We start from the raw sequence: 24,592 nt of genomic DNA on the forward strand, positions 1-24,592 counted from the left end.
AAATAAACAGGAGGCAATGATGCAAAATCAACATGAAGGGTGTTGCAAAAACCGGGATCATAAGCACGACGGCTGCTGTAAAGATCGAGAACATCAGCATGAAGGCTGCCATAGCGCGCATCAGCATGAGAACGCCAGTTGCGGCGGCGAACACCGTCACGGACACGGCTGTGGTCGTCATGGACAGGGCGGTGGTCGACGTCAGCGATTTTTTGGCCACGGGGAACTTCGGCTGGTCATTCTTGATATCCTGACCCGGGACGCCAGCCACGGCTATGAACTGATTAAAGCGATAGAAAACCTGACGGGGGGCGGCTATACGCCAAGCGCTGGCGTGATCTACCCTACGCTGGATTTTTTACAGGATCAGCAATTTATCACAATTAGCGACGAAGAAGGCGGGCGGAAAAAAATCGCGATTACCGCGAACGGCGCGCAATGGCTTGATGAAAATCGCGAACACCTGACGCATATTCAGGCGCGGCTAAAAGCCCGTTGTGTGGGCATGGAGTTACGTAAAAATCCGCAGATGAAGCGGGCGCTGGATAACTTCAAGGCCGTGCTGGATCTGCGGATAAACCACAGCGATATCAACGACGCGCAAATCAAACGCATTATCGGCGTGATTGATCGCGCGGCGCTGGAAATCGCCGAACTGGATTAAGCGGGCTGCGTGTCCTCTTCGCGGACGCGGAACACATTAACCAGCTCTTTTAAATGTAACGCCTGTTCGTTCAGCGACGCCGCGGCGGCAACAGACTCTTCCACAAGGCAGGAGTTTTGTTGCGTGGCGGCGTCAATCAGGCCAATCGCGCTGTTAATCTGCGAAATACCGTCAGTTTGCTCACGGCTGGCCTGCCCAATCTCACGTAATATCACATCCATCTCTTCGACGTTATCCACCATGCCATTAATCAGAGCGCTGGCTTTCTCCACCAGGTGCATCCCTTCCTGAGTCTGACTGGTTGAATCTTCAATCAAATTACGGATTTCACTGGCTGACGAGGCGCTCTTTTGCGCCAACTGGCGAACCTCTCCGGCGACAACGGCAAAACCACGTCCATGTTCGCCCGCGCGCGCCGCTTCAACCGCCGCGTTCAGCGCCAGGATATTGGTCTGAAAGGCAATGGAATCAATGATATTGATGATATCTGACATACGATTTGCCGTATCGTTAATGACGCGCATTTTCTGCGTCACTTGATTCATCATCTCTCCATTGTTTTTCACCACGCTGGCGGCGCCGGCAGAGAGTTTGGTCGCTTCACTGGTATGATCGGCTGTGTTTTTAACCGTGGCGGTAATCTGTTCCATCGACGCCGCCGTTTCTTCAACCGAGCTGGCCTGCTCTTCCGTACGCGCCGCCAAATCCTGGTTACCGGCGACAATTTGCGCCGCCGCCGTGGAGATACTCTCCGAACCGTTTTGCACTTCCTGTACGATATCCAGCAGACGCGTTTTCATCGCCATTAACGCTTGCAGTAGTACGCCTGTTTCATCTTTATAATCGGTGGTGATATGACGAGTCAGATCGCCATCGGCAATCGCCTCGGCAAAGCGTACCGCGTCATCAAGCGGTCGGGTAATGGAACGTACGATATACCATCCCATTACGCATCCGGCGGCGATGCTTATCAGCGCCAGGGTAATTAACAGCGTCCGGTTAGTTTTAAAATCTCCTTCGACCTGCACGCCCGCGTTGTGCATTTGCGCGTCCTGAACAGCGATAAGCTCCTGAACTTTATCCTTATAGACCTTTTGCACCTGCACCGTTCTGGTCATCATCTCCTGAATGGCCGCCTGACGATTATGGCTTTGAATATCTTGCAAAATACGGAATCTGGACTCCAGGTATTGCTGGCGCGCTTCACGGATCTCGGTAATGATTTTCTGCGAAGCCGCATCGTGACGATTGCTGGAAAGCTCATCCAGTAGCGCCGTAATACGCTGGCTTATTTCATCCAGCTCTTTCTGCGAACTCTGGCTCCAGCGCCCCTCCTCATCCAGTAGCATGAGCTGCTGCGCGATGATGAAATCATTAAAATTATCGATTAACAGATTGGCTTTCACCGTGGTGGGATAATCATTGGTAATAATGTTCTGCATACCCGTATTAGCCCGATCAAGGCTAAACAAAGACAGAGCGGAACTGACCACCATGAGAACAATGAATAAGCCAAAGGCCATAAATAATTTTGAACGTATTTTAATGTTATGCAAAAACATATTTTCTCCCTGGGATTGCATATCCTCATACAGGAAGATTTATCGGCAATAATGTTACTAACTTTATGATATTGATCGCTTTTTATTTCGGAACATTATTAGTAAATAATATTTATTGTTCACAGAAAGATGAACCAAAAGTGACATAAATTGGCACTAATAATGAAAGAAATACGCTAAAAGGTTAACCATTTCTTATTTATCAACTGAGCTTATACCTATTAATAGGTAGGCAGGAAGAAGGAATAAATATCACATTATTTTTAACATCACAGGCCACTGATACTCTCTATGATGGCAGGCACCGCCTTCTATCAGAGCGCATCCGCCCGGTAAGCTTGTTGCTACCGGGCGGATGTCATTACCGTTGCTACCTACAAGTAAACTTAATGCAGTACCGTGACCGCATCCTCCAGCCGGCTGGCACGGTGTTTTACCATTGCGGAGACTTGTGCGCTTTCTTCCACCAGCGCCGCATTTTTCTGGGTTATGCGGTTCAACTCGTCCACGGCGCGAGTCAGGCTGGAAAGCCCATCTGTCTGTTCCTGCGTCGACTGACTGATACGTGCGATAAGCAGGGTGACATTTTGCACCTGGGCTACAATGTCATCCATGGTACGGCCTGCGGCGTGAACCTGCTCGGAGCCTGACTGCACCTTTGTTGCGCTGGCATCAATTAATTTACGAATATCGTTCGCCGCGTTAGCGCTGCGGCTGGCAAGATGGCGTACCTCGCCAGCAACCACGGCAAACCCTTTCCCCTGCTCGCCCGCTCTCGCCGCTTCTACCGCCGCATTCAGCGCCAGGATATTCGTCTGAAAAGCGATATCGTTAATTAGCGTGGTGATCGTCCCGATACGTTGCGTACTGTGAGCGATATCATCCATCGTTTTAATCACCGTATCCATCGCCTCACCTCCCTGAGTCGCCGCGCTACTGGCCGCCATGGAAAGCTTATCCGCAGCGGAAGCCGTCTCGGAGTTGAGCTTCACGGACTCCGCCATCTGATTCATGGTCGTTACCGTTTCCTGAACATTCTCCACGGTCTGACGGGTGTGTTCGTTCAGATCATTATTACCCTTCGCCAGCCTTTCACTGCCGTTTCTGACGCTGGAAACCTGACTTGATACGTCATTGATCAGCCAGCGGCACATCAAGCCAAGCTGCCCTACGGCCCTCAGCGTCAGCCCCAACTCATCGCTACGATTAAGATGTTGTACGCTGTTGCGTTCGCCGGTCGCCACTTTCAGCGCCTGCGTCGCCACATTTTCAATGGGACGCACAATTTGCCATTCCAATAGCGCCGTACCTGCCAGCATCGCCAACGCGCCCAACAGCAACGCCTGCCATGACGCATCCGTACCGAACAGCGCCAACGCCAGCATTACGGCCATTAGCCCCATAATGCTACGCACTCGCCAGCGAACAGGCATAGCGGGCAGTTTGCCCAGCAAACCCTGACGAACCACCAGGCCTTTATGAATACGTTTACTACACCGCCCTTCATTTAGCGCCTGATATAAAGGCTCGACGGCGGCAATCTCATCATCCGTGGCGCGGGTACGGATCGACATATATCCCGTCACACGCCCTTCACGTATCATCGGTACCGCGTTGGCCCGCACCCAATAATGGTCGCCGTTTTTACGCCGGTTTTTCACAATGCCGCTCCACGGTTCGCCCTGTTTTAGGGTGTACCACATATCTGCGAAGGCAGCTTTCGGCATATCCGGATGACGCACCAGATTATGTGGCTGCGCCAGTAACTCGTTTAACTGATAGCCGCTCACCTGGACAAAAGTGTCATTGGCGTGAGTGATATAGCTTTCCAGGTCGGTCGTAGACATCAGAGTGGTATCATCATCCAGCGGGGTATTTAGCTGGCTGACGTAGGGATGAGAAGACATGATAGCGTCCTGTGCAGGTTATCTGGATGTTAATTTTTCGCTCAGATGTTATTTCGGCGCTAATCTATTTATCTTTAGTTGTTAAAATTGCTCTGGATCGCAATTTGCGATTAATCCTTAATATTTGTACGATTTTCACCTCATCCTGCGCCTTATTTTCATTATGAAATTGTTTAGCGTAGACAACCTTTTTCTTTAAAATCTGCCCTGGCTCACCTTTTTCTCACGCCGCCGCTACCGCAACACACCGTAAACCGTAAAACAAGATCTGCTCAAAATGCATCCAATTGTTAACGCATGACATTAAATGTTGTGTAAATGTGATTATTCCTGGTGTTTATCCCGATTTTCACTATGGGCTTAGACCCCCGCTAATCCCTGCAATACTTAATTCAGTATCATGTGATACACGGCCCTCTGGAGCTCATTTTGAACAGGTTACCTTCCAGCGCATCGGCTTTGGCCTGTAGCGCGCACGCACTGAATCTCATCGAGAAGCGAACGCTAAACCATGAGGAAATGAAAGCACTAAACCGAGAGGTCATTGACTACTTTAAAGAGCATGTAAATCCAGGATTTCTGGAATACCGGAAATCTGTTACCGCCGGCGGGGATTACGGAGCCGTAGAGTGGCAAGCGGGCAGTTTGAATACGCTTGTCGACACCCAGGGGCAGGAGTTTATCGACTGTCTTGGGGGGTTTGGCATCTTTAACGTGGGGCACCGTAATCCTGTTGTGGTATCCGCCGTCCAGAATCAACTCGCAAAACAGCCTCTCCACAGCCAGGAGTTACTTGATCCCTTGCGGGCGATGCTGGCAAAAACGCTGGCGGCGCTGACACCGGGGAAACTCAAGTACAGCTTTTTCTGTAACAGCGGCACCGAATCCGTCGAAGCGGCGCTAAAACTGGCAAAAGCGTATCAGTCGCCGCGCGGCAAGTTTACCTTTATCGCCACCAGCGGCGCATTTCACGGCAAATCATTGGGCGCGCTCTCCGCCACGGCCAAATCCACCTTCCGCAGACCCTTTATGCCTTTACTGCCGGGCTTCCGCCATGTGCCGTTTGGCAATATCGACGCGATGAGCATGGCATTTAGCGAAGGCAAAAAAACGGGCGACGAGATAGCAGCCGTGATTCTGGAGCCAATTCAGGGTGAAGGCGGCGTGATCCTGCCGCCGCAGGGATACCTGACAGAGGTACGTAAGCTCTGTGACGAATTCGGTGCGCTGATGATTCTGGATGAAGTACAAACCGGCATGGGGCGTACCGGCAAGATGTTTGCCTGCGAGCACGAAAATGTGCAGCCTGATATTCTGTGTCTGGCGAAAGCCCTGGGCGGCGGCGTGATGCCGGTTGGCGCCACCATCGCGACTGAAGAGGTGTTTTCGGTTCTGTTCGACAACCCCTTCCTGCATACCACCACTTTTGGCGGTAATCCGCTGGCTTGTGCTGCCGCGCTGGCGACCATTAACGTCCTGCTGGAGCAAAATCTCCCGGCCCAGGCGGAACAAAAAGGCGATACGCTCCTGGATGGTTTTCGACAACTTGCGCGTGAATATCCCAATCTGGTACACGATGCGCGCGGCAAAGGTATGTTGATGGCCATTGAATTTGTCGATAACGAAACGGGCTACCGTTTTGCCAGTGAGATGTTCCGTCAACGCGTGCTGGTCGCTGGTACGCTGAATAATGCGAAAACAATTCGTATCGAGCCACCGCTCACGCTAACCATTGAACTGTGCGAACAGGTATTGAAATCAGCGCGTAATGCGCTGGCGGCGATGCAGGTGAGCGTTGAAGAGGTTTAAAAACGATGCCGGATGGCGCTATGCTTATCCGGCCTGTTTTCCCCGGGTCGCAGCCTCTTTTTTGAATCCCATCACAATCACCACATTCCCCTTTTCCCTTTTACCTCGCGACGGCTACAGTAGTAACTCATCCGACCACATAACAATAATTTTACATACTGGATACGCTTATGAGCTACCCATCGCTGTTCGCCCCGCTCGATCTGGGCTTTACTACTCTCAGAAACCGCGTGCTGATGGGATCGATGCACACGGGTCTGGAAGAACATCCTGATGGCGCCGAGCGCCTGGCGGCATTTTATGCCGAGCGCGCGCGACACGGCGTAGCGTTAATCGTCACCGGCGGTATTGCGCCCGTTCCCTCCGGGGTCGTGATGACCGGCGGCGCGATGCTGAACGATGCCAGCCAGTTAACGCCTCACCGCGTGGTGACCGATGCCGTACATGCGGAAGGCGGTAAAATCGCGCTGCAAATTCTGCACACCGGACGTTACAGCTATCAGCCGCACCTGGTCGCGCCGTCGGCAATTCAGGCGCCAATCAACCGCTTTATGCCGCATGAACTGACGCATGATGAAATCTTGCAGTTAATCGACGACTTCGCGCATTGCGCGCAACTGGCGCGGGAAGCAGGCTACGACGGCGTAGAGGTGATGGGATCAGAGGGCTATCTGATTAATGAATTTCTCACGCGGCGAACTAACCATCGCGATGACGAATGGGGCGGCGACTATGCCAGCCGTATGCGCTTCGCGGTTGAGGTAGTACGCGCGGTACGCCAGCGGGTAGGGAACGACTTTATTATTATCTATCGCCTGTCGATGCTCGATCTGGTGGAAAATGGCGGCACGTTCGACGAAACGGTACAACTGGCGCAAGCCATTGAAGCCGCAGGCGCAAGCCTAATTAATACCGGCATTGGCTGGCATGAGGCGCGAATCCCGACCATCGCCACGCCAGTACCGCGTGGCGCCTTTAGCTGGGTGACGCGGAAACTCAAAGGTCATGTGTCGGTTCCGCTGATCGCGACCAATCGCATTAACGATCCGCAGGTCGCCGAGACGATCCTGACGCGCGGCGATGCCGATATGGTGTCGATGGCGCGTCCCTTCCTTGCCGATGCCGAATTCCTGACTAAAGCGCAATCCGGACGCGCAGATGAGATCAACACCTGTATCGGCTGTAATCAGGCCTGTCTGGATCGGATCTTCATCGGCAAAGTGACCTCCTGTCTGGTGAACCCACGCGCCTGTCACGAAACCCACATGCCGATAGCGCCGGCCATACGCAAAAAGAATCTGGCCGTTGTCGGCGCAGGCCCGGCGGGGCTGGCTTTCGCAATTAACGCCGCGTCGCGCGGCCATCATGTCACGCTGTTTGACGCCCAGAGTGAAATTGGCGGTCAGTTTACTATCGCCAGGCAGATCCCGGGTAAAGAGGAGTTTTACGAAACGCTGCGCTACTACCGTCGAATGATCGATGTTACTGGCGTTACGCTGAAACTGAACCAACGGGTGAACGCAGAGGATCTTCAGCCCTTTGACGAAGCGATCCTCGCCTGCGGAATAGTACCGCGACGCCCGCCGATAGACGGTATTGATCATCCAAAGGCATTGACCTACCTGGAGGTATTGCGCGATAAGGCGCCGGTTGGTAAACGAGTGGCGATCATCGGCTGCGGCGGGATCGGTTTTGACACGGCCATGTATCTGAGCCAGCACGGCGAATCCACCAGCCAAAATATTGCTGAATTTTGTACGGAATGGGGAATTGATACCAGCCTGCAACAGGCAGGCGGTCTGCGCCCGGAAGGCCCACGCCTGGCACGTAGTCCACGGCAAATCGTCATGCTGCAACGCAAAGCCAGCAAGCCGGGCGAAGGGTTAGGTAAAACCACCGGCTGGATCCATCGCGCGACGTTACTGGCGCGCGGCGTGAAGATGATCCCGGCGGTCAGTTACCAGAAGATCGACGACGACGGATTACATCTCTTGATCGGCGGCGAACCGCAGTTGCTGGAAGTGGATCATGTGGTGATCTGCGCCGGACAAGAACCCCGCCGCGAGCTGGCGGACCCGTTACGCGCCGCAGGTAAAACGGTACATCTTATCGGCGGATGCGATGTCGCGATGGAGCTGGATGCCCGACGGGCGATTGCCCAGGGCACCCGACTGGCGCTGGATATTTAACGACTTTGCCTGATGGCGCTGCGCTTATCGGGCTTACGCCGTCATACCGGTTTTATAGGCCGGTATGACGCTTGAGCGCCTTATCGACGACGTCCCTGCTTCACCGCTTTCAAAATAACAAACTTATTGTTGGTTGCTATCGTCGCGCAATTACCGAAAATCTTCTTCAGCTTGTGGAAATAGTCCAGATGGCGGTTCGCCACAATATACAGTTCGCCGTTGATTTTCAGGCAGCGGCGGGCATGATGGAACATCTCCCAGGCGATATTATCCGTCAGCGCATGTTTCTGGTGGAACGGCGGGTTGCAGAACACAGCGTTAAAACGGAACGGCTCCACGCCGGAGAGCGCGTTGTTGATCATAAATTCGCAGCGTTCGAACGCTTCCGGCAGGTTCGTTTCTACATTCAAACGGCTGGAATCTACCGCCATCGGCGATTCATCGACAAATACCACGTTCGCCTGCGGATTTTTCGCCAGTAAGCTCAGGCCAATCACCCCATTGCCGCAGCCGAGATCGACAATCTCCCCGTCGAGGTTTTCCGGCAAATGCTGCATAAAGAAGCGCGCGCCGATATCCAATCCGGTACGAGAAAACACATTCGCGTGGTTGTGAATCGTCCAGCCTGTATCTTCCAGTTTCCAGCTTAGCGTTTGCGGCGCGTCGGCCAGTTGCGGATGACTGAAGGTACAGTTAATCAGGCGCGCTTTCTTCCACGCCAGCGTCGTCGTGGTTGGGCCCAGCACTTTTTCAAACAGTTCCAGCGTAGAGGTATGAATATCACGCGCTTTCGCGCCGGCGATAATACGCGTTTGCGCCGTAACGACCTTACGCAAAGCGCGTAACTGCTGTTCCAGCAACGCCAGTGTTTTCGGTACCTTAATCAATACCACGCCCGGCGCCTGCGGGTAGTCAGCGGTACTGTCGAGAAACGTTACGCTGGACTCCGCGATGCCGTTATGGCGTAAATTCTCTCGCGTACCCAGTTCGCTTAAATACGAATCGCCAATACTGTATGGCGAATGCTCCGCCAGCGCACAGCTTAGCGCGCCAAACGTATCATTCAGGATCAGCACCGGGCCGCGAATTTCCGTCTCATCCAACTGTTGCAGCAGATACTCATCGGCCGCCTCCCACGCCAGAAGCGGGTTAACATCATCCGTTTGCGGAAAACGTTTCAGCGTCAGTGAACGGAAACCGTCGTCTACGTGGCTCATTAGGCCTCCTGAATGGTAAAATTGCGGCGTTATCCCTGAAAAGGGTGCGTGAGTATACACTTTTTATCAGCAACATGGAGCTTTGATGACCTCACTAACTTACCTTCAGGGGTATCCGGAACATCTCCTTGCCCAGGTGCGCACCTTAATCGCCGAGCAGCGCCTGGGAGCGGTGCTGGAAAAACGTTATCCCGGCGCGCATGATTACGCCACTGACAAAGCGCTATATCACTATACTCAGGAACTGAAAAGTCAGTTTCTGCGCAATGCGCCGCCCATCAATAAAGTGATGTATGACAGCAAGATCCATGTGCTGAAAAATGCGCTGGGACTGCATACCGCTGTCTCGCGCGTTCAGGGCGGCAAGCTCAAGGCAAAGGCGGAGATCCGCGTCGCCACCGTGTTTCGCAACGCCCCGGAGCCATTCTTACGAATGATTGTGGTTCACGAACTGGCGCACCTGAAAGAGAAAGATCATAACAAAGCGTTTTATCAGCTCTGCTGCCATATGGAGCCGCAGTACCATCAACTGGAGTTTGATACGCGCCTGTGGCTGACGCATCAGGCGCTGTCGGCACAATAAATTCTGAAAATGCCCCTTCCCCCGTATCTTTTTAACGGCGTGGGCATAAAATCGACGCGTTCACATTTCGCTCATTGCCTGCCGCCACGTCAAGGATGACGATCTGTAGAGGGTATTTTTTATCCACCGCCAACGGAACCGCGCAACGACCATGCTCTCACAATGTGCCCGTTTTATCCGCCGCCTCTGTTTTACACCCCGGGCGTTAACAGTGGCGTGTTTTCTGCTTGTCGCGGCAGGCGTCGCGCTTTTCTATTCCAACTGGCTTATCGTCAACGCCTCACAGCATCTGACATGGAATGATATTCAGACCGTTCCCGCCCGCAACGTCGGGCTGGTGTTAGGCGCGAAACCCGGCAATCGGTATTTTACCCGGCGGATTAATACTGCCGCCGCGTTGTATCACGCCGGTAAAGTGAAGTGGCTGTTAGTCAGCGGCGATAACGGCAAAAAAGAGTACGATGAACCTTCGGCGATGCAGCAGGCGCTGATAGCGAAAGGTGTGCCGGAAGCGGCCATTTTTTGTGATTATGCCGGATTCTCCACGCTGGACTCCGTAGTTCGCGCCCGGAAAGTGTTTGGCGAAAGCCGCATTACGATTATCTCGCAAGCATTCCATAATCAACGGGCGATCTGGCTAGCGCAACAATATGGCATTGACGCTATCGGCGTTAACGCGCCGGATCTGAATAAAAGGCACGGAACCTACACACGACTTCGGGAAAAGCTGGCGCGGGTTAGCGCGGTGCTGGATGCCAAAATTTTGCACCGTCAGCCTAAATATCTGGGCGCTGGCGTCACTATTGGGGCTGATAGCGCACACGGGTGCCCTTCTCGCCAGTAAAATGCCAGAGTGCGTCGCAGCGCACTGGCAAGGGCGGAAAGGCGTGCTACATTGACGAAAAATCCCTTTCTGGAGTCCGCTGACGTTTATGATACGTTTCGCTGTAATTGGGACTAACTGGATCACGCGCCAGTTTGTCGACGCCGCCCATGAAACCGGCAAATTCAGGCTCGCCGCCGTTTACTCCCGTAGTCTTGAACAGGCGCAGTCTTTCGCAAATGATTATCCCGTCGAGCATCTGTTTACCTCGCTGGAAGCGATGGCGCAAAGCGACGCGATAGAGGCGGTTTATATCGCCAGCCCGAACTCCCTGCATTTCTCCCAGACACAGCGCTTTTTGCAGCATAAAAAACATGTCATGTGCGAAAAGCCGCTGGCTTCTAACCTGGCGGAGGTTGATGCCGCTATCGCCTGCGCGCGCGATAACCAGCGGGTACTGTTTGAAGCCTTTAAAACCGCCTGCCTGCCCAATTTCCTGCTGCTGCGGGAATCGTTGCCGAAAATCGGCAGAATGCATAAAGCATTCCTAAATTACTGCCAGTACTCTTCACGTTATCAGCGCTATCTGAACGGTGAAAATCCGAATACGTTTAATCCGGCCTTCTCCAATGGTTCGATTATGGATATCGGGTATTACTGTCTGGCGTCGGCGATCGCGCTATGGGGCGAGCCGCGCAGCGTTCAGGCGTCGGCGAATTTGTTGGAAAGCGGAGTAGATGCGCACGGCGTCGTGGTTATGGATTACGGCGATTTTAGCGTCACGCTACAGCATTCCAAAGTCAGCGACTCGGTACTGGCCAGTGAAATTCAGGGCGAGAGGGGATCGCTGGTCATTGAAAAGCTGTCGGAATGCCAGAAAGTGTGTTTTGCGCCGCGCGGCGCGCTGATGCAGGATCTGACCCAGCCTCAGCATATTAATACCATGCTGTATGAAGCCGGGGCGTTTGCCCAGCTTATTGAAAACCACGCCGTGGAACATCCGGGGTTGTCGCTAAGTCGCGCCACGGCAAAATGGCTGACAGAAATACGCCGTCAAACCGGGATCATCTTCCCGGCGGACGATCTGACCCATCCCCTTACTGCGTAAAATTATGTAAATCATATGTTACAGGTCATTGACTCTACGCGTGGCCTGTCATACTTTGTTACGCGCAAAGGGGAGTAACTTCATTGCCGGTCGATCGTCATTACGATGTGTGCAAAACCACATCCGGTCACCGGGCAGCCATAAAGGAATGCGTCAGCGTATTCCTTTATTGTTGTAAGTGAGACCTTGCCGAATGGCAAGGTCTATGCATAAAAGCAGCGGCTAATGCCATTCGGCGTTAGCCGTTTTTTTTTGCATAGGGAGAAATAATGAATACTGTTGGTACGCCATTATTATGGGGTGGATTCGCGGTTGTTGTGGTGATAATGCTATCCATCGACCTGTTGTTGCAGGGACGCCGTGGCGCACATGCGATGTCGATGAAACAAGCAGCAGGATGGTCAATCCTGTGGGTAACGCTCTCGCTACTGTTTAACGCTGCTTTCTGGTGGTATCTGGCTGAAACGCAAGGGCGCGAAGTTGCTGACCCGCAGGCATTGGCGTTCCTTACCGGCTATCTGATTGAAAAGTCGCTGGCCGTAGATAACGTCTTTGTCTGGCTGATGCTGTTTAGCTATTTCTCCGTCCCTCCGGCTCTGCAACGCCGGGTGCTGGTGTATGGGGTTCTTGGCGCGATCGTGTTGCGTACTATCATGATTTTCGCCGGTACCTGGCTTATCACTCAGTTCGAATGGCTGCTGTATGTGTTCGGTGCCTTCCTGCTGTTTACCGGCGTAAAAATGGCGCTGGCGAAGGAAGACGAATCCGGCATTGGCGAAAAACCGATGGTGCGTTGGCTGCGCGGGCATCTGCGCATGACCGATACGATCGAGAACGAGCACTTTTTCGTACGTAAAAACGGCCTGCTGTATGCCACGCCGCTGCTGCTGGTGCTGATTATGGTTGAGTTCAGCGATGTGATCTTCGCCGTTGACAGTATTCCGGCGATCTTTGCGGTCACCACCGACCCGTTCATCGTACTGACCTCTAACCTGTTTGCCATCTTAGGACTGCGCGCGATGTACTTCCTGCTGTCCGGCGTGGCGGAACGTTTCTCGATGCTGAAATATGGTCTGGCGGTCATTCTGGTCTTTATCGGCATTAAGATGCTGATCGTCGACTTCTACCATATTCCTATCGCGATTTCGCTGGGCGTAGTGTTTGGCATTCTGACCATTACGCTGGTGATTAACGCCTGGGTTAACCATCAGCGCGATAAGAAACTACGAGCGCAATAATCTTTTATCGGGGTAAACCTGCCCCGTCAAAAACGCCCGGCAGCGCACACCTGCCGGGCGTTTTTGTTTAACATGTCACAATACTGTTAATATAAAGTTATAAAACATGATCACAGCAAAAAATCCAGGATATTTCGCTTCCCGAACCTTCAACTTTCCTTATACTCAACCAGGCAAACACTTTGTTACATCCTGAAAGATGCGCCGTAAGAGCGTGCAGGGGATGACCAGCAACACAATACAAGGAACATGAAATGGCTACGCAACGAGCATCAGGGCTACTGCAGCGTTTAGCGCAAGGCAGTCTGGTTAAACAAATTTTAGTGGGTCTGGTACTGGGGATTTTACTGGCATGGATTTCTAAGCCTGCGGCAGAAGCGGTTGGCTTGCTTGGCACCCTGTTCGTCGGCGCCTTAAAAGCGGTCGCCCCCGTTCTGGTGCTGATGCTGGTCATGGCCTCGATCGCCAACCACCAGCACGGTCAAAAAACCAATATTCGCCCTATTCTCTTTCTTTACCTGCTAGGCACCTTTTCAGCCGCGCTGGCGGCCGTTGTGTTCAGCTTCGCCTTCCCTTCAACGCTGCATCTGTCCAGTAGCGCCCAGGATATCGTGCCGCCGTCCGGCATTGTAGAAGTCCTGCGCGGTCTGCTGATGAGCATGGTGTCGAACCCCATCGACGCGCTGCTGAACGCTAACTATATCGGGATTCTGGTGTGGGCCGTCGGTCTGGGATTTGCCCTGCGTCATGGCAATGAAACCACCAAAAACCTCGTGAACGATATGTCTAACGCCGTGACCTTTATGGTGAAACTGGTGATCCGTTTCGCGCCAGTCGGTATTTTTGGTCTGGTTTCATCAACGCTTGCAACCACCGGCTTCTCCACCCTGTGGGGCTATGCGCACCTGCTGGTCGTCTTGATTGGCTGTATGCTGCTGGTCGCGCTGGTGGTCAACCCGCTGTTGGTATTCTGGAAAATTCGTCGCAACCCTTATCCGCTGGTGTTCGCCTGCCTGCGTGAAAGCGGCGTTTATGCCTTCTTTACCCGCAGCTCTGCCGCCAATATTCCAGTGAATATGGCGCTGTGCGAAAAACTGAATCTGGACAGGGATACTTACTCCGTTTCCATTCCGCTGGGCGCCACCATCAATATGGCCGGCGCGGCAATTACCATTACGGTTCTGACGTTGGCGGCAGTTCATACGTTAGGCGTCCCGGTGGATCTGCCTACAGCGCTGCTGCTGAGCGTGGTGGCCTCGCTGTGTGCTTGCGGCGCCTCCGGCGTGGCAGGCGGTTCATTGCTGCTGATCCCGCTGGCGTGCAACATGTTTGGCATCCCGAACGATATCGCGATGCAGGTAGTAGCGGTCGGCTTTATTATCGGCGTATTGCAGGATTCGTGTGAAACGGCGCTGAACTCATCTACCGATGTTCTGTTCACTGCGGCAGCCTGCCAGGCAGAGGACGAACGTCTGGCGAATAACGCCTTGCGTAGCTAAGTGATTATTGATGCCGGATGGCGTATGCCATCCGGCGTAACGATAGATCTGAATCTCCCAATCCGTAGGCTGTGACGTAAAGCGAATTTATATCCACACGCAACATCCTCGCGTAACGTTATATATAGATGGCGTCTGCCGCGGCGCTCGGTCAGCGTAAAGTATAAAGTGTCAGCCTGTGTAAATCCTCTCGCCACCCTCCCTTGCGATAAGCAAAATCAAAGCTCAACGACGCGTAATTTCTATAACGGACTTCGTTGACCTTTGTTACAATTAGATGCATTTTGAATTTTTGTGTGTTAGTGCTTGCTTACTTCACAACTTAACAAGGAATAGTTCAGGCCGCGAATTTGCCGTTTCCGCAACGCTGATAAAAACTCCAACTCTGTTGCGGCAGTGCAAACCTCAGATCACCGGCGTGACGTTAACCGATTCTCCAGGAATACTGAATGGAACTACTGACTCAATTGCTGAATGCCCTGTGGGCTCAGGACTTTGAAACACTGGCCAATCCTTCCATGATTGGCATGTTATATTTTGTGTTATTTATGATTTTGTTTCTGGAAAATGGGCTGCTCCCTGCCGCCTTTTTGCCTGGCGACAGCCTGTTGATCCTGGTCGGCGTGCTGATCGCCAAAGGCGCGATGGGTTTTCCACAAACCATTTTGCTGCTTACCGTCGCGGCCAGCCTGGGTTGCTGGGTGAGCTATATTCAGGGCCGCTGGCTGGGGAATACCCGCACCGTGCAAAACTGGCTCTCTCATCTCCCCGCACATTATCATCAACGCGCCCATCACCTTTTCCATAAACACGGCCTGTCGGCATTATTGATAGGCCGTTTTATCGCGTTTGTCAGAACACTGCTGCCCACCATTGCCGGCATATCCGGCCTGAATAACGCGCGCTTTCAGTTCTTCAACTGGATGAGCGGCTTGTTGTGGGTGCTTATCCTGACGTCGCTGGGCTATCTGCTGGGCAAAACGCCCGTCTTTATGAAGTATGAAGATCAGCTAATGTCATGCCTGATGCTGCTGCCCGTGGTGCTGCTCTTTTTTGGCCTGGCGGGTTCACTGGTCATGCTGTGGAAAAAGAAGTATGGGAGCCGGGGATAACTTATGCTTAAACCACGCATAACTGCCCGACAACTCATTTGGATCAGCGCTTTTCTACTGATGCTGACCATACTCATGATGACGTGGTCAACGCTGCGTCAGCAAGAGTCGACGCTAGCCATTCGCGCGGTTAACCAGGGCGCCAGTATGCCAGACGGCTTCTCAGTTCTGCATCATCTGGATGCGAACGGCATTCATTTTAAAAGCATTACGCCTAAAAATGACATGTTGCTCATTACCTTCGATTCCCCTGCGCAAAGCGCCGCAGCAAAAACAGTGCTTGATCAAACGTTACCACACGGTTATGTCGTCGCTCAGCAGGACGATGACAACGAAACGGTACAGTGGCTGTCCCGCTTACGGGAAAGCTCACACCGCTTTGGCTAATCTCCAGGAATCCGAATCATATCACTCACTTTGGTGATTTCATTGTTTAATGACTATGATTAATAAAGCGGTGTTTAACCCACCGCGTTATTATCGGGATCACCGCCCCGGACAACGGGTCCGAACATAAGGGAAAGTTCAGGAATGAAATACCGCATCGCTTTGGCTATCACGCTTTTTACACTTAGCGCCGGTAGCTACGCTAATTCGCTTTGTCAGGAAAAAGAGCAGGATATACAAAAGGAAATTAGCTACGCTGAAAAGCACAACAATCAGCGCCGTATTGAGGGTCTGAACAAGGCGCTCAGCGAAGTACGCGCCAATTGTACTGACAGCAAGCTGCGCGCCGAGCATCAGAAAAAGATCGCTGAGCAAGAAGAAGAGGTAGCCGAACGCCAACGTGATTTAGCCGAGGCAAAAGCAAAAGGCGATGCGGATAAAATAGACAAACGTGAACGTAAGCTGGCCGAGGCTCAGGATGAGCTAAAAAAACTTGAGGCCAGAGACTACTAAATTAACGCCGAATGTAAATACTCACTCACCTGGAGAAAACTATGTCGAAAGATAACACTACGGAACATCTGCGCGCTGAGTTGAAATCCCTGACCGATACGCTTGAAGAAGTGCTGAGCTCTTCGGGCGAAAAGTCGAAAGAAGAGTTGAGTAAGATTCGTAGCAAAGCCGAGCGCGCGCTGAAAGAGAGCCGTTACCGCCTGGGCGAAACGGGTGATGTGATTGCCAAACAGACTCGCGTCGCCGCCGCCCGCGCCGATGATTATGTGCGCGAAAATCCCTGGACAGGCGTAGGCATTGGCGCCGCTGTCGGTCTGGTGTTGGGCGTACTGCTGACGCGTCGTTAATTATGGCGGACTCTCGACAGGCACAAGGACCAGGCAAAAGCGTACTGGGTATCGGGCAGCGGATTGTCACCATTATCGTTGAGATGGTGGAAACCCGGCTGCGACTGGCGGTAGTAGAACTGGAAGAAGAGAAGGCGAACCTCTTTCAGCTTTTGCTGATGGTAGGTCTTACCATGCTCTTCGCGGCGTTTGGCTTAATGAGCCTGATGGTTCTGGTCATCTGGGCTATCGATCCTCAGTACCGTTTGAACGCGATGATCGCTACCACAGTTGTGCTGTTAGTGCTTGCGCTAATCGGCGGCATCTGGACTTTGCGCAAAGCGCGTCAGTCCACGCTATTGCGCCATACGCGGCACGAACTGGCTAACGATCGGCAAATTCTGGAGGACGATCAGTCGTGAGCAGCAAAGGCGAACGCGAGAAACGTAAAGCGCTGCTTCTCAGTCAGATCCAGCAGCAACGGCTGGATCTGTCCGCCAGCCGTCGCGACTGGCTGGAGACCACCGGCGCGTACGATCGCGGCTGGAATACGGTGTTAAGCCTGCGCTCCTGGGCGCTGGTCGGTAGCAGCGTAATGGCCATCTGGACCATCCGTCATCCTAATATGTTGGTACGCTGGGCGAAACGCGGCCTGGGTATCTGGAGCGCCTGGCGCCTGGTAAAAACTACCCTCCGTCAACAACAGCTCCGCGGTTAATATCTTTTCTTTTATAGCATCGCGCCATCAGGTTATCACCTGGTGGCGCGATACTTTTATGCATATCGTCTCTTTAGCAATCACTCAAATTTTTTGAAAAAATTTGGCAATTTTCCTTGCTAACAATTCCTGCACGCCACGTTTATGATTCTCTCCAGCGATAACAATGACGCGCCAAACCGCGTCATTGCTCATGAAAATAGAAGCAGCAGCCGAATCGGCCTCCTGGAGAATAAAATGAAAAAATTAGAAGATGTTGGTGTACTGATAGCGCGTATTTTAATGCCAGTTCTGTTTATTACCGCAGGATGGGGAAAAATTAGCGGCTATGCGGGCACACAGCAGTATATGGAAGCGATGGGCGTACCAGGATTCCTGCTGCCGCTCACCATACTGCTTGAGTTCGGCGGCGGTCTGGCGATTCTGCTGGGGTTCCTCACCCGCACCACTGCGATTTTTACCGCTGGTTTTACGTTGCTGACGGCATTGATCTTCCATAGCAATTTTGCAGAAGGTGTAAACTCGCTGATGTTTATGAAAAACCTGACCATTGCCGGCGGATTCTTATTACTGGCGTTAACCGGGCCTGGCGCGTTCAGCCTTGACCGTCTGCTGAATAAAAAGTGGTAAGCAATCTATACTCAATTAAAAAAGCGAGGGAATAGCGCCTCGCTTTTGTCATCTGAAGGAGAGAGACATGGGACAACTGATCGATGGCGTCTGGCACGACACCTGGTATGACACCAAATCTTCCGGGGGGAAATTTCAGCGTTCAGCGTCGGCTTTCCGCAACTGGCTTACCGCTGACGGCGCGCCCGGACCTTCCGGCGAAGGCGGATTCGCCGCAGAAAAAGATCGTTACCATCTGTACGTTTCCCTTGCCTGCCCCTGGGCGCATCGCACGCTCATTTTCCGTAAACTGAAAGGTCTGGAGCCGTTTATTCCGGTTTCCGTCGTGAATCCATTGATGCTGGAAAACGGCTGGACGTTTGATGATACTTTTCCGGCGGCCACCGGCGATACCCTCTATCAGCATGAATTTCTCTACCAGTTGTATCTGCACGCCGATCCACACTACAGCGGCCGCGTCACCGTACCGGTCTTATGGGATAAAAAAAATCATACTATCGTCAGCAACGAGTCCGCCGAAATCATTCGTATGTTTAACTCCGCCTTCGATGGGCTGGGCGCTAAAGCCGGGGATTACTATCCCCCCGCGCTGCAAAGCAAAATTGACGAGTTAAACGGCTGGATTTATGACAACGTTAATAACGGCGTTTATAAAGCAGGCTTCGCCACCAGCCAGCAAGCGTATGATGAAGCGGTAGAAAAGGTATTTACTGCGCTGGCGCGCCTGGAACAGATTCTCGGACAGCACCGCTATCTGACGGGCGACCAGTTGACCGAGGCGGATATCCGCTTATGGACGACCCTGGTACGCTTTGATCCGGTTTACGTGACTCATTTCAAATGCGACAAATACCGAATCAGCGACTACCTGAATCTGTACGGTTTCCTGCGCGATATCTATCAAATACCGGGCATTGCTGAAACCGTTAATATGGACCATATTCGTTACCACTATTTCCGTAGCCATAAAACGATTAACCCCACGGGTATCATTTCCATCGGACCGTGGCAGGATCTGCTCGAACCTCACGGGCGCGACGTACGCTTTGGCTAATTTCAAGCGTCCTCCGGGACGCCTTATTAATAAATACCACAAATATTTACCAACATTTCATTCGCGGCTATTCTTAGTTTGATTACTTTAAAAACAAGTGATTGAACCATTATTGAGGCGAAAATGGATTGGTATTTAAAGGTTTTAAAAAATTATCTGGGATTTGGCGGCCGCGCGCGACGCAAAGAGTACTGGATGTTTATTCTGGTCAATATCATCTTTACCTTTGTGTTGGGCCTGCTGGACGCCATGCTTGGCTGGCAACGCGCCGGGGGTGAAGGCGTTCTGACCACCATTTACGGCGTTCTGATCTTTTTACCGTGGTGGGCCGTGCAGTTCCGTCGTCTGCATGACACTGACCGCTCCGCATGGTGGCTACTGTTGCTACTTATCCCCATTATCGGCTGGCTTATCATCATCGCGTTCAACTGCCAGAATGGTACGCCGGGCGACAACCGCTTCGGCCCCGATCCGAAACGTTTTTCCTGATGGCGGCGCGGCGCCGCTTTTAAAGCGCCGCGCGCTATTTATTTTCCGGCGAATAGCTTCGGTATTTCCCGCAGGCACCAGGCTTTTGCCTCCCCCATACTGTCGCGCCGCCAGGCCATAATAATATCGATTTCGCTGGTCGATTCCGGGCTGACCACGCGTAGCCGCCCTTCGGCAATATCCTGTTCCACCATCGAATATGGCATGGTCGCGACGCCAAGCCCGGCCAGCAGCGCCTGACGTTTATCTTCAATCGTGCTTACCGTCAGACGTGGCTGCTTATCCAGCAGTTGCACCGTTAATACCGGCCGCTCGCGCGCGGTATCCGCTACCGCTACGCCGCGGTATTTAACCCGCGTCACTTCCGAAAGCGGCTCCGGCTCCTGATGAATAGGATGGTCAGGCGCGGCGACATACACATTCATTAACGTATACAACTTACGGGAGTTAATTTCCGACGACGATCGAAAATGCATATCCGGGGCGATAACAATATCCGCCCGTCCCTGCTCAAGCCGCTCCCATGCGCCAGCCAGTACTTCGGTAATCAATGAAAGCTGCGTATTGGCTTTAGCGGCCAGCCGGTCGATCAGCGGAAAAAAAGCAGGCGTCGGTACCAGAGCTTCAGTGACCAGCGTCAGATGCGTTTCCCAACCGCGGGCCAACGCTTCAGCATCCGTCGTTAACTTGTCTGCCGCTTCCAGCAATACCCGCCCGCGTTCCAGCAGCATACGCCCGACGTTGGTGAATTTTGTACGATGGCCGGAGCGATCGAACAGTACAACGTCCAACTCTTCTTCCAGCTTCTGCATGGTGTAACTGAGCGCGGAGGGCACCCGCCCCAACTCATCAGCCGCTGCGGCAAAACTGCCCCGGCGGTCAATGGCGTCCATCACACGCAATGCTTCAAGCGTCAGCGCTCTCTCTTTAGCCATAACGTTCTCATTCAGGAAATTTGAACATACCGGGCAGAATATCTGGCTAACAATGCAGCGTCCAGCCCCTTAACATAAAAGGAAGTAAAGAGAGGTTAATAACGATGATTACGACCCGAACCGCCAAACAATGTGGACAGGCAGACTACGGATGGCTACAGGCCCGCTATACCTTCTCCTTTGGACACTACTTCGACCCTACACTGCTGGGCTACGCGTCGTTGCGCGTACTGAACCAGGAAGTGCTGGCGCCGGGCGCCTCTTTTCAGCCTCGAACTTATCCAAAGGTGGATATTTTAAACCTGATTCTGGACGGCGAAGCGGAATACCGCGACAGCGACGGCAACCATGTACAGGCTAAAGCGGGCGAAGCGTTACTGCTCGCCGCGCAGCCGGGCATTAGCTACAGCGAACATAATCTCAGCAAAGTTAAGCCGTTAACCCGAATGCAACTGTGGCTTGACGCCTGTCCTGAACGGGAAAACGCGCTGGTACAAAAAATCCCACTCTCGACGGCGCAACAACAGCTTCTTGCCTCGCCCGACGGTGAGCAAAACAGCTTACAACTGCGCCAACAGGTCTGGGTACATCATATTACGCTGGAGAAAGGCGAATCGCTTAATTTCCAGCTTCACGGGCCGCGCGCCTATTTGCAGTCGATTCACGGTACGTTCCACGCGATGACGCACAACGAAGAACGCGAGGCGTTAACCTGCGGGGATGGCGCATTTATTCGTGATGAACCTAACATTACGCTGGTTGCCGATACGCCGCTGCGCGCATTACTGGTAGATTTACCGGTGTAGCCAGCCAGAAAAGGAGTCGCAAGATGAGCAAAAAATCGGCGAAGAAACGTCAGCCCGTGGTAAAACCTGCCGTACAGGAGACGATGAGCGCCACTGTGCCGCTGGGCTATGAAGAGATGCTAACCGAACTGGAAGCCATCGTGGCGGACGCCGAAGCCCGGCTGGCAGAAGAAGAGGCCGCAGCCTGAAATCATGCCGGATGGCGGCGCAAGCGCCCGCTCCGGCTGATAACAGGTAGACCCGATAAGCGCAGCGCCATCGGGCAACACGCTGCCCCAACGACATGCCGGGGCGTTATTATTAATGCGCTTTACTGGCCATAATCTCGATGATCTGCTTGTCTGTCTGCTGCATTGAGCGACACGCCAGCGAACACAAATTCGAAATAGATTGTTCGACATTGTGCGCCACAATCCCTTCGTTTCCGGTCACCGCCGTATCATCCAACGCCATCAGTACGGCTTTCCACGCCGCCGACGCGCTGGTAGAGACTTTCATCGCGCAGCTATTCGACGCGCCATCGCAAATCATCCCGCTGACATCGCCGATCATACTGCTGATAGCCATTGCGATAGTGTCATAACGACCATCTATCAGCCACGCCATACCCGCCGCCGCGCCCATCGCCGCCGTGGTTGCCGCGCACAGAGCCGACAAACGCGGAAGCTGATGGTGAATATAGATAGCGCTCAAATGCGATAACATTAGCGCGCGCGCCAGGCGCTCGTCATCGGCACCGACATGTTCAGCAACCACCATGACTGGCACCGTGGCGGTAATCCCCTGGTTGCCGGAGCCGGAGTTGCTCATCGCGGGCAACGTGGCACCGCCCATTCTGGCGTCTGACGCCGCGCTGGTACGGATCAAAATCGCCGTGGAGAGATCTTTCGCCAGCAGACCGCGATCGCACTGTTTGGCCAGCGTCGAACCGATATGCAGCCCCCAGGAACCACGCAGTCCCTCCTGCGACAACGCGCCGTTTAGCCTGGCCGCATCGAGAATAAAGCGGATAGCGTCAAAGGGCACCGCATTCACAAACGCCAGGATCTCTTCCAGCGAGGTATGAGACAGCACTCCCAGCGGCGAGGTTTTTTCTTCTTCCTGCGCATTATCGGCCTGGGTAAATACCACGCCCTTGTCGGTTTCTATCCGCACAATGTTTGTATGATCGCCGACGATCGTGACACATGCCCAGCTATCGCCGCTATACACTTTCGCCCGTGAAAACAGGATATCGTTACATGGCTCCTGCAACATCACTGCGACATGTCCGGCGGCCAGCATCGCTTTTGCATTGGCAACGGCTTTAGCGGAAGCGTCTTTTAACACCTCCAACCCGGCTTTCGCATCACCGCCCAACGCGCCCAGCGCCGCGGCGATCGGTAGCCCTACCATTCCCGTTCCTGGAACGGTAACGCCCATACCATTTTTCATCAGATTAGGCGAAACCCACGCGTCAATGCGTTCAACTGTGCCGTCAAGTTCAGCCGCCGCCGCCGCTGCTGCCAGCGCCAGTGAAATTGGCTCAGTACACCCCAGCGCCGGTTTTACTTCTTCCTGTACGGCCAGGATAAAACTTTGCCACAATGGATTTATTTTAGATTCAAACATAACAACAACCTTAATCTCAGGTATATCAAGAGAATGCCAGGAACGGAGAAACGCATAGCAGCAGACCGGTAATAATAATCAGGTACAACGAAGCGCCTTTATATTTGTGCAATGCGGGAACCTTGTAGACCAACCATGCCGGAATTAAACAGCCCACCATACCGAAGATAGGGCTACAAATAGAGGTGAAGCTCAGTACCGGCGCGTTGAGCACAATGGCGCTCCAGGCCAGCAAAATAGCGAAAATCATAATGCCGCGCTGTACCAGATTTTCCTTAATCTTCTCGGCGGGCATTTTGCGGCGCAGGATATTCATCACAATGCCTTGCGTCGCTTCGCGGAATCCTAAGTAAACGCCAAAGAAGGCGGTCATGACGGCAAAGATGTTCAGAATTACGCTAACCACTTTGACCCAGCCAGCGCCATCGCCGCTAATAAACTGCGCGGCGATCGCCAGGGCGGAAATATTCTGCTCGTAGGCTTTCACCGCTTCGTCATGCCCCATCGCCAGGGTGAAGGAAACCGCATAGAAAAATACGGTAACGAACAGGACGCCAAACGCGATATTCATGGCGCGCAGCGCTTTATGGCGTGCGACCTCAATAGATTTTTCGCGTGAACGGTAAGAGATCACCATTGGGCTTAACGTCTGGATAAATAAAATCGAGGTCAGCGTAAATGGCAGGGTAATAATGGCGTTTTTAATCAGCAGGGCCATCGGCGGCAGCGCGCCAATGTTATACAGATGCCACATACCCACCATGGAGACGCCCAGCGCCGCTACTACCAGTAGCTTGGTCAGCACCATGCCGGTGGAAATTTTGAACAGTAATTTTTCACCGCGTGAGGAAATCGCCACCAGGATGCAGATCAGCACCAGACCATAAAACGGACTATCGGAAAGTAATCCTTCCGTTACGCCGAAAGTATGCAGATAAGAGGCGCTGTCGTTAGTAATCGCCGTAGAATAGACGAACATCCAGATGACGAGCATTACAAAGTACAGCGCGCCTAATAAAATACCCCAGTTTTTGCCCAGATAGCCGCTGATCACGCTGGGGTAGTCTTTACATTCCGGGGATTCCGCCAGCGTATTAATAAACAGCCGCTGGAACAGGTACATGGCCGGATAGCCAATAATAGAAGAGAGTAAAAAGACCCAAAGTCCCATCAGGCCAACCTGGACAGGAAGAAAAACGATTCCTGCGCCGATCGCCATCCCGATACTCATAATGACCCAACCGGTGTCGGTACTATCAAATTTGATGGCTTCACGCCATTCGCTTTCTGTCATCCCTGCCCGACGCGCCGGGGCTGATGCGTCGAGGATTACGCTGGTATTACTAGCCGATTCCATAAAATTCTCGCTCAATGTGTAGGTAGAGGTTTTTTTTATTTTTCGTGCCGCAGCA

At 52.9% G+C, this 24,592-nt stretch carries 25 protein-coding genes; 19 read left to right on the forward strand and 6 right to left on the reverse strand.

What is annotated here, in order from left to right; all coding sequences use genetic code 11:
* Positions 1–16 precede the first annotated feature (16 nt).
* Complete coding sequence (locus tag NAZ64_RS06495; protein ID WP_000983434.1) at positions 17–664, forward strand: PadR family transcriptional regulator; 648 nt, start codon at positions 17–19, stop codon at positions 662–664.
* Here the strand turns inward: NAZ64_RS06495 and NAZ64_RS06500 are convergent.
* Both NAZ64_RS06500 and NAZ64_RS06505 read right to left on the reverse strand, forming a co-directional pair.
* Positions 661–2,226: a methyl-accepting chemotaxis protein gene (locus tag NAZ64_RS06500; protein ID WP_000478471.1), complete on the reverse strand. Its 1,566-nt coding sequence runs from the start codon at positions 2,224–2,226 to the stop codon at positions 661–663. The two genes, NAZ64_RS06495 and NAZ64_RS06500, sit on opposite strands and share 4 nt — an antisense overlap.
* A 386-nt stretch (positions 2,227–2,612) precedes the next feature.
* The gene (locus NAZ64_RS06505) at positions 2,613–4,133 is read right to left on the reverse strand and encodes a methyl-accepting chemotaxis protein (RefSeq protein ID WP_001582503.1); all 1,521 of its coding nucleotides are present in this window, start codon (positions 4,131–4,133) and stop codon (positions 2,613–2,615) included.
* Positions 4,134–4,562: 429 nt separating this feature from the next.
* Between NAZ64_RS06505 and ygjG the strand changes: the two genes are divergently transcribed.
* Together ygjG and NAZ64_RS06515 are read left to right on the forward strand one after the other, a co-directional pair.
* Positions 4,563–5,942: a putrescine aminotransferase gene (ygjG, locus tag NAZ64_RS06510; RefSeq protein WP_072100844.1), complete on the forward strand. Its 1,380-nt coding sequence runs from the start codon at positions 4,563–4,565 to the stop codon at positions 5,940–5,942.
* Positions 5,943–6,112: 170 nt separating this feature from the next.
* Complete coding sequence (locus NAZ64_RS06515; RefSeq protein ID WP_024797472.1) at positions 6,113–8,131, forward strand: NADPH-dependent 2,4-dienoyl-CoA reductase; 2,019 nt, start codon at positions 6,113–6,115, stop codon at positions 8,129–8,131.
* Between the two features lie 80 nt (positions 8,132–8,211).
* On the opposite strand, the gene rlmG is transcribed toward NAZ64_RS06515, so the two are convergent.
* On the reverse strand, positions 8,212–9,348 hold the full coding sequence (rlmG, locus tag NAZ64_RS06520) for a 23S rRNA (guanine(1835)-N(2))-methyltransferase RlmG (RefSeq protein ID WP_000019989.1): 1,137 nt from the start codon (positions 9,346–9,348) through the stop codon (positions 8,212–8,214).
* An 85-nt stretch (positions 9,349–9,433) separates the two neighbouring features.
* Here rlmG and NAZ64_RS06525 point away from each other — a divergent pair, with 85 nt between their 5' ends.
* The 14 genes from NAZ64_RS06525 (at position 9,434) to NAZ64_RS06590 (ending at position 19,828) form a co-directional block, all read left to right on the forward strand.
* Complete coding sequence (locus NAZ64_RS06525) at positions 9,434–9,931, forward strand: M48 metallopeptidase family protein (RefSeq protein WP_000202969.1); 498 nt, start codon at positions 9,434–9,436, stop codon at positions 9,929–9,931.
* A gap of 151 nt (positions 9,932–10,082) precedes the next feature.
* The gene (locus NAZ64_RS06530; RefSeq protein WP_023217466.1) at positions 10,083–10,775 is read left to right on the forward strand and encodes a SanA/YdcF family protein; all 693 of its coding nucleotides are present in this window, start codon (positions 10,083–10,085) and stop codon (positions 10,773–10,775) included.
* A gap of 88 nt (positions 10,776–10,863) precedes the next feature.
* Entirely contained in the window at positions 10,864–11,862 is a 999-nt protein-coding gene (locus NAZ64_RS06535) for a Gfo/Idh/MocA family protein (protein ID WP_220569616.1), read from the forward strand.
* Positions 11,863–12,131: 269 nt separating this feature from the next.
* Entirely contained in the window at positions 12,132–13,100 is a 969-nt protein-coding gene (locus NAZ64_RS06540; protein ID WP_001098833.1) for a TerC family protein, read from the forward strand.
* A 254-nt stretch (positions 13,101–13,354) separates the two neighbouring features.
* Positions 13,355–14,599 (forward strand): serine/threonine transporter SstT, encoded by a 1,245-nt coding sequence (sstT, locus tag NAZ64_RS06545; protein WP_000235363.1) that lies wholly within the window; start codon positions 13,355–13,357, stop codon positions 14,597–14,599.
* Between the two features lie 449 nt (positions 14,600–15,048).
* A complete protein-coding gene (gene yqjA, locus NAZ64_RS06550; RefSeq protein ID WP_000422141.1) occupies positions 15,049–15,711 on the forward strand; it encodes a DedA family general envelope maintenance protein YqjA in 663 nt (220 codons plus the stop codon).
* Between the two features lie 3 nt (positions 15,712–15,714).
* Entirely contained in the window at positions 15,715–16,098 is a 384-nt protein-coding gene (gene mzrA, locus NAZ64_RS06555) for an EnvZ/OmpR regulon moderator MzrA (RefSeq protein ID WP_000917516.1), read from the forward strand.
* Positions 16,099–16,242: 144 nt separating this feature from the next.
* On the forward strand, positions 16,243–16,611 hold the full coding sequence (locus NAZ64_RS06560) for a DUF1090 domain-containing protein (protein WP_115285653.1): 369 nt from the start codon (positions 16,243–16,245) through the stop codon (positions 16,609–16,611).
* A gap of 41 nt (positions 16,612–16,652) precedes the next feature.
* Positions 16,653–16,958, forward strand: coding sequence for an ElaB/YgaM/YqjD family protein (locus tag NAZ64_RS06565; RefSeq protein WP_000031219.1), 306 nt, complete (start codon positions 16,653–16,655; stop codon positions 16,956–16,958).
* Between the two features lie 2 nt (positions 16,959–16,960).
* Entirely contained in the window at positions 16,961–17,359 is a 399-nt protein-coding gene (locus NAZ64_RS06570) for a phage holin family protein (RefSeq protein ID WP_000785626.1), read from the forward strand.
* Entirely contained in the window at positions 17,356–17,655 is a 300-nt protein-coding gene (locus NAZ64_RS06575) for a YqjK-like family protein (RefSeq protein ID WP_000095496.1), read from the forward strand. Before NAZ64_RS06570 ends, NAZ64_RS06575 begins: the two co-directional genes overlap by 4 nt.
* A 237-nt stretch (positions 17,656–17,892) precedes the next feature.
* Positions 17,893–18,285 (forward strand): DoxX family protein, encoded by a 393-nt coding sequence (locus tag NAZ64_RS06580; protein ID WP_197400319.1) that lies wholly within the window; start codon positions 17,893–17,895, stop codon positions 18,283–18,285.
* A 67-nt stretch (positions 18,286–18,352) separates the two neighbouring features.
* Positions 18,353–19,339, forward strand: a complete 987-nt coding sequence (locus NAZ64_RS06585) for a glutathione S-transferase family protein (RefSeq protein ID WP_483640890.1) — start codon at positions 18,353–18,355, stop codon at positions 19,337–19,339.
* A 123-nt stretch (positions 19,340–19,462) separates the two neighbouring features.
* Positions 19,463–19,828: a DUF805 domain-containing protein gene (locus NAZ64_RS06590; RefSeq protein ID WP_000384139.1), complete on the forward strand. Its 366-nt coding sequence runs from the start codon at positions 19,463–19,465 to the stop codon at positions 19,826–19,828.
* A gap of 38 nt (positions 19,829–19,866) precedes the next feature.
* Here the strand turns inward: NAZ64_RS06590 and yhaJ are convergent, their stop codons facing one another.
* The gene (gene yhaJ, locus NAZ64_RS06595; protein ID WP_001041026.1) at positions 19,867–20,763 is read right to left on the reverse strand and encodes a DNA-binding transcriptional regulator YhaJ; all 897 of its coding nucleotides are present in this window, start codon (positions 20,761–20,763) and stop codon (positions 19,867–19,869) included.
* A 104-nt stretch (positions 20,764–20,867) separates the two neighbouring features.
* On the opposite strand from yhaJ, the gene NAZ64_RS06600 reads away from it, so the two are divergent.
* Both NAZ64_RS06600 and NAZ64_RS06605 read left to right on the forward strand, forming a co-directional pair.
* Complete coding sequence (locus tag NAZ64_RS06600) at positions 20,868–21,569, forward strand: pirin family protein (RefSeq protein WP_000633552.1); 702 nt, start codon at positions 20,868–20,870, stop codon at positions 21,567–21,569.
* Between the two features lie 23 nt (positions 21,570–21,592).
* A complete protein-coding gene (locus tag NAZ64_RS06605; RefSeq protein ID WP_000039327.1) occupies positions 21,593–21,757 on the forward strand; it encodes a hypothetical protein in 165 nt (54 codons plus the stop codon).
* A 112-nt stretch (positions 21,758–21,869) separates the two neighbouring features.
* On the opposite strand, the gene NAZ64_RS06610 is transcribed toward NAZ64_RS06605, so the two are convergent.
* Together NAZ64_RS06610 and NAZ64_RS06615 are read right to left on the reverse strand one after the other, a co-directional pair.
* Entirely contained in the window at positions 21,870–23,180 is a 1,311-nt protein-coding gene (locus NAZ64_RS06610) for an L-cysteine desulfidase family protein (RefSeq protein ID WP_000463080.1), read from the reverse strand.
* 25 nt (positions 23,181–23,205) lie between these two features.
* A complete protein-coding gene (locus NAZ64_RS06615) occupies positions 23,206–24,537 on the reverse strand; it encodes an SLC5/6 family protein (RefSeq protein ID WP_000443189.1) in 1,332 nt (443 codons plus the stop codon).
* Positions 24,538–24,592 lie beyond the last annotated feature (55 nt).

Source organism: Salmonella sp. A1325, assembly GCF_056991255.1.